Below are 9,756 nucleotides of genomic sequence, written 5' to 3' on the forward strand. Positions count from 1 at the left end.
CTTTGGCGATAGTTTTATTGGTGAAAAGTTTTATAAAATCGGTTTCGTTTTCTAAAAATTTAGAGAATAACCGAACCAAATCTTTTAAAAATCACGGAATTAGAATTGCAATGGGTTATGGTGAATTGAGTCGTTATGATGCTAAAAAAGGTATTGTTGATGGTGAAGCGATTTATTTATCTGGACGAAAAATTAATGAAGAAACTACACACAACAAACAACGAATTGTAATTAAAAATACCTTATTTTTTGTTTCTACCGATGAAACATTAAACTATAATATGAATACTATATTAGGATTAATTGATGTTTTAATGAGCAAAGCAACTTCCAAACAATGTGAAATTTTGTACTATAAATTGCTTGGATTGAATGAAGATGCCATTGCAGAGAAACTAAAAATTAGACAATCGGCGGTGAACCAACACTCAACAAACGTAGGTTGGAATGCTATTGAACGTGCTGTAAAATATTTTAATTTCACCTTTAAAGAAATGAAAGTATGATGGTAAAACTGCTTATTTTACAAGTAATTGCTCACGTATTGAGTGATTATTTTTTTCAAACCGATGCTAGTTCTAAAGAGAAAAATGAAAATGGTTTCAGAAGTAAATTTTTGTTGAAACACGCGATCATTACTTTTGCTTGCGCTTGGATTTTATCGATGGATGTGAATTTTGTTTTTTGCGCTTTGGCAATTGCTGTTATTCATTATTTAATTGATGGATTGAAGAAAGATTTAAACACGAGTCGGTTTTCATTTTTTATAGATCAGATTTTGCACTTGGTAGTAATTTGGGTTTTTGTTTGGATTTTTAACCGCTATTTTGAATCTAATTTACTTTGGAATATTCCAATTTCTATAAAATGGTTGGCTATAATTCTTGGTTATTTATTGTGCATAAAACCTGCCAATATTTTTATTAGAGAAACACTTGTGGTTGGTAATATTGAAAGTATTTCGGACACTACCGCAGAATTGAAAAATGCTGGAAAGTTGATTGGGATTTTAGAACGAATTTTGGTTTTGACTTTTGTAATTATTGGAAAACTAGAAGTCGTTGGGTTTTTAATTGCAGCAAAATCTATTTTGAGATATAAAGATACCAATACTATAAAAACTGAATATGTGTTGATTGGAACTATGCTTAGTTTTGGTATTGCTATGTTGGTTGGATTGGTTATTGGAAAGTTTTATTAAATTCTGAACTGTTTCAGAATTTCTTTACTAGAATTACACTAATCCACCGAAAAAGCGGACACGTTTTTACTAATTTAATTGTGTTGAAATTTTACGAAATCGAACTAAATTTTGTCATTTCGACCTTTTGGGAGAAATCACATAATAATGTTTAAGTTAATGTGATTTCTCCAGCGTCGAAATGACAAATTGTATTTTTTTTGCCACCGATTTTAACGGATTAAACTGATTGTCACCCATTTTTGAATTGATTACTGATAATTATTGATGGCTTAGCCCAGACCTGTTTGCCGACAGGCAGGTTGAAATGGAAAGCATTTTATTGATGAATTCTATTTTTTGATGTACTGAAAAAGCGACCAACGGAAGCTCTTTTTAGTGCTTACAAAAAAAGAATTATTGATAAAATCTTGGAATGTATAGCTGGAGATTGCTAAAAAAGAAAATTTGAAAAGATTCTGAAACTAGTTCAGAATTAATGAAACTCGCCAAACAATCGTGAAGCCACGTTGTAAGCGCATTCAAAACTCATTGGACTTGTGTTGGTATTGGCTTTTTGCTCGGTGAAATAGGACAACATTTTTTCGGTTGGCATATTGCCTGTTAAATCGTCTTTTGCCATTGGACAACCACCAAATCCTTGAATTGCGCCGTCAAAACGATGGCAACCAGCTTTGTACGCAGCATCGATTTTTTCGTGCCACTTTTCTTTTGTAGTATGCAAATGTGCGCCAAACTCAATGTTGGGATATTTTGGAATTAAATTGGAAAATAAATAACTGATAATTTCTGGTGTTGAACTGCCAATAGTGTCTGAAAGTGAGAGAATTTTAACTCCCATTTTGTGTAATTTTTCGGTCCAATCGCCCACAATATCAACGTTGTATGGATCTCCATAAGGATTACCGAAACCCATTGAAATATAGGTTACGACTTCTTTATTAGATTTATAAGCAATTTCTAGAATTTCTTGCAATGTGATTAAACTTTCGGCAATGGTTTTGTGCGTATTTCGCATTTGGAAATTCTCGGAAATAGAAAATGGGAATCCTAAATACTGAATTTCTTTGTGCTTCGATGCCGAAATTGCTCCTTGTGTATTGGCGATTATTGCTAGTAATTTACTTGTAGTTTGCGATAAATCTAGTTGGTCCAAAACGGCAGCAGTATCTTGCATTTGCGGAATAGCTTTGGGCGAAACGAAACTTCCAAAATCGATGGTATCAAAACCTACACGAAGTAATGACTGAATGTAAGCCACTTTTCGCTCAGTTGGTATGAACGTTTTTATGCCTTGCATTGCGTCTCTTGGACATTCTATGATTTTGATTTGCTTCATTTAAGTCGCTAAGATAATAAGTTTTTTTTGCCACGAAGACACTAAGACACAAAGTTTTTTATTTTATATTGTTTTGAGAATTGCTTTATTAATATCTCTAACTAATTTTGGTCCTTCATAAATAAATCCTGTGTACAGTTGAATTAAACTTGCGCCTGCTTCTAGTTTGTCTAATGCATCTTGTGCTGAGTGAATTCCTCCTACTCCAATTATTGGAAACGCTTTATTACTTTTTTCAGATAAAAAACGAATGACTTCTGTAGAGCGATTGGTTAATGGTTTTCCAGATAATCCGCCAATTTCTATTTTATTTTCGGATAGTAAACCTTCACGAGAAATGGTTGTGTTAGTTGCTATTACGCCTGCAATTTTGGTTTCGTTTACTATATCTATAATGTCTAAAAGTTGCTCGTTGGTTAAATCTGGTGCGATTTTAAGTAGAATTGGTTTTTTGGTTGCGTGTAGCGAGTTGCGAGTTTCGAGTTTTATTAAAAGTTCTGTTAGTGGTTTTTTATCTTGAAGTTCGCGAAGATTTGGTGTGTTTGGCGAACTTACATTTACTACAAAATAATCAACGTAATCAAAAAGTGTTTCGAAACAAATTTCGTAATCTTGAGTGGCATTTTCATTTGGCGTACCCTTATTTTTTCCAATGTTTCCTCCAATTAATACGTTTTTATTTTTCTTTAAACGTTCTACTGCTTCTTTTACGCCACCATTATTAAAACCCATTCGGTTGATAATTGCCGAGTCTTTTTTTAATCTAAATAATCGTTTTTTAGGATTTCCTTCTTGACCAATTGGTGTTAAAGTTCCTATTTCTATAAATCCAAAACCAAAATTGGAAAGTTCTTTATACAACTTGGCATCTTTATCAAAACCAGCAGCAAGTCCAACTGGATTTGGAAATTTTAATCCGAAAACCTCAACTTCTAACCGTTTATCTTTTACTAAATAAAGTGATTTAAAAAGTGATGTAAATCCTGGTATTTTAGATAAAAATCTTATTAATGAAAAGGTAAAATAATGAACATCTTCAGGATCAAAAAGAAAAAGTATTGGTCTAATTAGTAGTTTATACATTTTAGATAGTTTGAAATACAAAAATAGAAAATTGGCAGGAATTAAATTGTGCAATTTTTAATTTTGCAGAAACAAAATTTTTAAAATTAATATTCAAAAACACCATACTCGCTTTTAATAGTAAGTTTTTTTGTTTCACTATCTTCTACTCTACCAACAATTTGAGCATCAACATTAAATGATTTTGAAATTTCAATAATATCATTTGCAATGTCTTGCGAAACATAAATTTCCATTCGGTGACCGCAATTAAAAACTTGATACATTTCTTTCCAATCGGTTTTAGATTGTTCTTGAATCAATTTAAATACTGGTGGAACTGAAAATAAATTATCTTTTATTATATGTAAATTATCAATACCATGCCTATCGTCAGGCAGGAAATGCAAAATTTTAGTTTGTGCACCACCACTACAATGAACCATTCCATGAATATCTTTGGGTGAATATTTTTCAAGAATTTTCTTTATTATAGGAGCATAAGTTCGAGTTGGAGAAAGAACTAATTTTCCGGCATCTAATGGTGAATTTTCTAACAAATCTGTAAGTTTCACTTTTCCAGAATATACTAAATCTTTTGGTAGAGAATTATCAAAACTTTCTGGAAAATGAACTGCCAAATAATTATCAAAAACATCATGTCGAGCAGATGTTAATCCGTTACTTCCCATTCCGCCATTATAACTTGTTTCGTAATTGGCTTGACCAAAACTAGACAATCCAACAATTACATCGCCAGATTTTATATTTGCATTATCAATAACGTCGCTACGTTTCATTCGAGCAATAACAGTTGAATCTACAATAATAGTTCGCACTAAATCGCCAATATCTGCGGTTTCTCCACCAGTAGAATGAATTGTTACTCCAAATGTTTTTAATTCAGATATAAGTTCTTCGGTTCCATTAATAATTGCCGAAATTATTCGACCTGGAATTAGATTTCTATTTCTTCCTATGGTTGATGAAAGTAAGATATTAGTAGTTGCACCAACACAAAGCAAATCGTCAATATTCATTATTAAAGCGTCTTGTGCAATTCCTTTCCATACAGAAATATCACCAGTTTCTTTCCAATAAGTATAAGCTAATGATGATTTTGTTCCTGCACCATCAGCATGCATAATTAAACAATAATCGTCATCATTGGTTAAATAATCGGGAACAATTTTGCAAAATGCTTTTGGAAATAATCCTTTTTCGATATTTTTTATGGCATTGTGGACATCTTCTTTAGAAGCAGAAACTCCACGCATTTCATAACGTTGGCTGTTGTCAGAACTCATTTTGTAGTTGTTTAGTTGTGTTTTGCAAATATAAGATTTTGATTACTCTTAGACAAACTGACTTTAGCATTATCAAATTTTTACTAATTTTCAATAATTAATATCTCTACTCTACGATTATCGTCTTCCTCTTGTGAATTTTTTTCTGGTATTGGATGAATTGGTCTAGAAACACCATAACCTTTAAAAGTCATTCGTTCTCTTTTAACTTTATTTCTAATGAGATAGTTATAAACTGTTCTTGCTCTAGCTGTAGAAATAATATCATATTGATCTGGACGTTTGCAACAAATGTGACCTTGTATTTCGATTATTAATTTTGGATAATCATTCATTACGCATAACAATTCGTATAAAATTGGTTCTGATTTTGGTACAACTTTAGCCGAATTATTGAAAAAATAAATACTTTCTAATTTAATTAAATCGCCTTTTTTAGCAGTTTTAATTTTCACCTTAAAAGGTATTTTTGCAGCTTCAGTTTCTTTTTCTATTGCACTACTTTCAGACTTTTCTTGAAATATTATAGTTACTCTTCTGTTTTCTGCTTGTATTTTAGATTGTTCAAAATCCTCACCAAAACCACGAATTTCGATATCTTTTTTTACATCTATTTCACTTTCTTTTAAGAAATTATATACTTCTGTAACTCTTTTTAATGCTAACGTATCGTTGTAAGAATTGGTTCCTTTCCAGTCACAAAAACCATACAGTTTTGTTACTTGATAATTTTTTCCTTGTGCAATCCATGAGTTTATTTTTTTGACAGCAATTTCATTTAATTCATACTTATCAAAATCGAAATAAACGTTTAGTTTTTCTTGACCTAATACGGTTAATGAAAAAAATAAAAAATAAATGATAATTTTAGTTTTCATTATAAAATAGTTTCAACAATTAAAATTTCAACTCTTCTGTTGGCTAATTCTTGGTTGACATTTTTTTCTGGAATTTCATATATTGGTCTTGCGCTACCAAAACCTCTATAAGACAATCTTTCGGCATTAATTCCATGTTTTATCAGAAAATCAAAAATAAATTTTGCTCTTCTATAGGATAAAGTTACATCATTTATATTAGGATTACAGCAAATGTGACCATGAATTGCAATTCTTAACTTTGGATATTTATATAAAGCTTCAAATAAATCTAACAAAATTTGTTCTGAATCGGGATTGATTTTTTCTGAATTAAACTTAAAATTGATATTGAATAATCTAATTAAATCACCTTTTTTTGCTTTTTTAAATTTTGCAATTATTTTTTCATCATCTATTATAATTTCATTGTTTTCTATTGATTTATCTTCTTTTATTTTATTGAAATATAAAGTTACTTTTCTATTTTTATACTGCTCGTTTGACAATTCAAAATCTTTTCCAAAAGGTTTTTTCTCGAGAGTTTCACTAATTGCAATTTTATTTTCTTCTAAAATTTTAAGTATAGAATTAATCCTTCTCAAAGACAATTCTTTATTGTAGGAACTAACGTCAACGCTGTCACAATAACCGTGAAGTTTTTCAACAACTACATTTTTATTATTTTTTATCCAATCATTAAAACTTAAAATAGATTTTTGGTTAGGAATGTCTTTATTAAAATCAAAAAAAACATCTACTTTGTTTTGAGAAAAAACAGATGTTATAAATAATATAAAGAAAAGAAATAGTATTTTGGTTTTCATTAATTGGAAACAATTAAAATTTCAACTCTTCTATTAGCTGCGCGTTGAGTTTCGTCTTTTTCTGGCAATGCATAAATTGGAATTGTGCTTCCAAATCCTTTATAACTCAATCTTGTTTTATCGATATCATTGTTTACTAGAAAGTTATAAATTGCTTTTGCTCTTTGGGTTGATAAATCTACTCTATCAATTGGTTGGCAACATAAATGTCCGTGAATTTCAACTTTAAGATTTGGATTTTTTTGTAAAACCAGTAATAATTCAAACATTTTTCCTCTTGATTCTGGATTTACAATAAAAGTATTTATTCTAAAATTTAAGTTGTCCATTTTTAGCTTTTCGCCAACTTGAGCTTCGCCAACTTTTTTCATGAATTCTCTATCCAAAACATATTCTGATGTGGTGCCGTTTGGATTATCAAAAATTAACTTTTCTGGATATTTTATTTCTTTTTTGGGTTGAATAACAACTTCTTTTTTAATTCCTAATATTTCATCTTCTCGAGCTAAATCTTTAAGTAAAATATAATAAATAGTAACTTTTCTATTTAATGATTTATCAGTTGATTGATTGAAATTTTCGCCAAAACTTCTAGTTTTAAAATCTTCACGAATTTTTAGTTTATCTTTTATTTGATTAAAAATAAAGTCTACTCGTTTTTTTGCTAAAGTATCATTAAAACCATTACTTCCATCTTCGTCGGTAAAACCATTTATTGCAACAATTTTAGAATCTTTATTCAATGAAATCCAATCTTGAAGTTTCCTGTTTTCTATATTATTTACTTCATGTTTATTGCTATCAAAGTAAACAACAAATTGTTCCTGAGCTTTGACTAAAGTATAATTAAACAACACAATAAATAATAAAAACAGCTTTCTCATAATAGTATAACGAATTTAAGCAAAATTAATTTTACAATAGCAAAAGTAATACCAATAAAAAACCTGTTTAAAAAATTAAACAGGTTTAAACTTTATTTAAAAAAAAATTATCTAGTAAACAACAACTCTCTATATTTAGTCAAAGTCCAAATTTCGTCATCAACTAAAAGTTCTAGTTTATCGCAGTGTTCACGAATTTCGTCAAAATGTGGTTTTACTTTATCGCAATACATTTCTGCCATTTTTTGAGCATCTGTTAATGCATTCGCTTTTTTACGAGCTTCAGTCATTTTTTCAACTTTGGTATTAATGCCTTCAATATGTTCAGAAATTTCTTTGATTAGAACAATTTGCTCTTTTCCAATTTTTTCAAAATCTTTACCAAAAATTTCTTTTAATCCACGAACATTTTCAATCAAAGTATTTTGGTAACGAATTGCAGTTGGAATTACATGATTTCTAGCAATATCGCCAAGAACTCTTCCTTCAATTTGAATTTTCTTTGTGTATTCTTCTAGTTCAATTTCATAACGCGCTTCTACCTCAACGTGGTTCATAACGTTTAATTCGCTAAATAAATCCAACGCTTTTTTAGAAACCTTAGCTTTCAATGCAGTTGGAGTAGTTTTATGATTACTCAATCCACGTTTTTTAGCTTCTTTTTCCCAAGCTTCACTGTAACCATCGCCTTCAAAAAGGATATTTTTAGTTTCTTTAATATATTCTCTTAACACATTAAAAATAGCTTCGTCTTTCTTTAAATCTTTAGTTTCTATTAAAGTATCTACTTCTATTTTGAAATCTTTTAATTGTTTTGCAACAATAGAATTCAAAGTTGTCATAGCATTAGCGCAATTTGCAGATGAACCAACAGCTCTAAATTCAAATTTATTTCCTGTAAATGCAAATGGCGAAGTTCTGTTTCTATCTGTATTATCTAATAAAACATCTGGAATTTTACCAACCACATTTAGTTTTAAATCGGTTTTTTCTTCTGGAGATAATTTTCCTGTAGAAACTCCTTCTAATTCGGCTAAAACTTTAGTCAACTGTGCTCCAATAAATACCGAAATAATTGCTGGTGGCGCTTCGTTTGCTCCTAATCTATGATCGTTACTTGCGGTTGCAATTGCTGCACGAAGTAATTCTTCGTATTCATTAACTGCTTTTATAGTATTGATAAAAAACGATAAAAATTGTAAATTACTCATTGGAGTTTTTCCTGGAGAAAGCAAGTTAATTCCAGTATCGGTAGCCAATGACCAGTTATTGTGTTTTCCAGAACCGTTTACTCCCATAAAAGGTTTTTCATGAAAAAGGACTTTAAAATCGTGACGTTCACCAACTTTAGACATAACATCCATTAATAATGAATTGTGATCTACAGCTAGATTTGTTTCTTCAAAAATTGGAGCCAATTCAAATTGATTTGGTGCCACTTCATTATGACGCGTTTTAACTGGAATTCCAAGTAACATGCATTCTTCTTCCAATTCTCTCATATAATTTAATGCACGAGACGGAATTGAACCAAAGTAATGATCGTCAAGTTGTTGACCTTTAGCAGAAGTGTGACCAAGTAATGTTCTACCAGTCATAACTAAGTCTGGACGAGAATTTGCCAAAGCTGAATCAACCAAGAAATATTCTTGTTCCCAACCCAAAGTTGCCGTTACTTTTTTTACATTTTTATCAAAATATTTACATACATCTGTTGCAGCATCATCAACAGCATTTAATGCACGTAAAAGTGGCGTTTTATAATCTAAAGCTTCACCTGTATAAGAGATGAAAACTGTTGGAATACATAAAGTTGTTCCAAAAATAAATGCTGGAGAAGTTGGATCCCAAGCTGTATAACCTCTTGCTTCGAATGTGTTTCTAATTCCTCCATTTGGAAAAGATGAAGCGTCTGGTTCTTGTTGAACTAATTGTCCGCCACCAAATTTTTCAACTGCATCTGAACCATCATAAGAAGTTTCAAAAAAGGCATCATGCTTTTCGGCAGTTGTACCGGTTAGTGGTTGAAACCAATGTGTATAATGAGTTACACCTTTAGAAAGTGCCCATTCTTTCATTCCCATTGCAATATAATCTGCTAGTTTTCTGTCAATTTTGGTTCCGTGTTGGACAGCATCTTTTACACCTTTGTGCGCATCTGAAGTTAAAAACTGCTTCATTGCTTTGTCATTAAACACATTAGAACCAAAAAGATCTGATTTTCTTCCTGCTTCTTCAAATTTTACAGGTTTTCTACCTGATGCATCTTTTAATGCTTG

9 protein-coding genes are annotated in these 9,756 nt (G+C 30.6%); 2 read left to right on the forward strand and 7 right to left on the reverse strand.

The window, feature by feature from the left end:
- Both ACH2BO_RS14905 and ACH2BO_RS14910 read left to right on the forward strand, forming a co-directional pair.
- On the forward strand, positions 1–506 hold a 506-nt coding region (locus tag ACH2BO_RS14905; RefSeq protein ID WP_395045524.1), incomplete at its 5' end, for a fumarate hydratase.
- The gene (locus tag ACH2BO_RS14910) at positions 506–1,201 is read left to right on the forward strand and encodes a DUF3307 domain-containing protein (protein ID WP_395045525.1); all 696 of its coding nucleotides are present in this window, start codon (positions 506–508) and stop codon (positions 1,199–1,201) included. The genes ACH2BO_RS14905 and ACH2BO_RS14910, both read left to right, overlap by 1 nt.
- A 475-nt stretch (positions 1,202–1,676) precedes the next feature.
- Here the strand turns inward: ACH2BO_RS14910 and ACH2BO_RS14915 are convergent, their stop codons facing one another.
- From ACH2BO_RS14915 to ACH2BO_RS14945, 7 genes are all read right to left on the reverse strand, one after another.
- Positions 1,677–2,540, reverse strand: a complete 864-nt coding sequence (locus ACH2BO_RS14915) for a hydroxymethylglutaryl-CoA lyase (RefSeq protein ID WP_395045526.1) — start codon at positions 2,538–2,540, stop codon at positions 1,677–1,679.
- A 63-nt stretch (positions 2,541–2,603) separates the two neighbouring features.
- Positions 2,604–3,623, reverse strand: a complete 1,020-nt coding sequence (locus tag ACH2BO_RS14920) for a quinone-dependent dihydroorotate dehydrogenase (protein WP_395045527.1) — start codon at positions 3,621–3,623, stop codon at positions 2,604–2,606.
- Between the two features lie 86 nt (positions 3,624–3,709).
- Positions 3,710–4,909 (reverse strand): AIR synthase related protein, encoded by a 1,200-nt coding sequence (locus tag ACH2BO_RS14925; RefSeq protein WP_395045528.1) that lies wholly within the window; start codon positions 4,907–4,909, stop codon positions 3,710–3,712.
- 83 nt (positions 4,910–4,992) lie between these two features.
- The gene (locus tag ACH2BO_RS14930) at positions 4,993–5,787 is read right to left on the reverse strand and encodes an OmpA family protein (protein WP_395045529.1); all 795 of its coding nucleotides are present in this window, start codon (positions 5,785–5,787) and stop codon (positions 4,993–4,995) included.
- On the reverse strand, positions 5,787–6,593 hold the full coding sequence (locus ACH2BO_RS14935; protein ID WP_395045530.1) for an OmpA family protein: 807 nt from the start codon (positions 6,591–6,593) through the stop codon (positions 5,787–5,789). Before ACH2BO_RS14935 ends, ACH2BO_RS14930 begins: the two co-directional genes overlap by 1 nt.
- Positions 6,593–7,477, reverse strand: a complete 885-nt coding sequence (locus ACH2BO_RS14940; protein WP_395045531.1) for an OmpA family protein — start codon at positions 7,475–7,477, stop codon at positions 6,593–6,595. The genes ACH2BO_RS14935 and ACH2BO_RS14940 overlap by 1 nt, the downstream gene beginning before the upstream one ends.
- Positions 7,478–7,584: 107 nt before the next feature.
- The coding region (locus ACH2BO_RS14945; protein ID WP_395045532.1) for a glutamine synthetase III at positions 7,585–9,756 on the reverse strand (2,172 nt) is incomplete at its 5' end.

The sequence above is a fragment of the Flavobacterium sp. genome (genome assembly GCF_043773265.1).
Lineage (GTDB): Bacteria > Bacteroidota > Bacteroidia > Flavobacteriales > Flavobacteriaceae > Flavobacterium.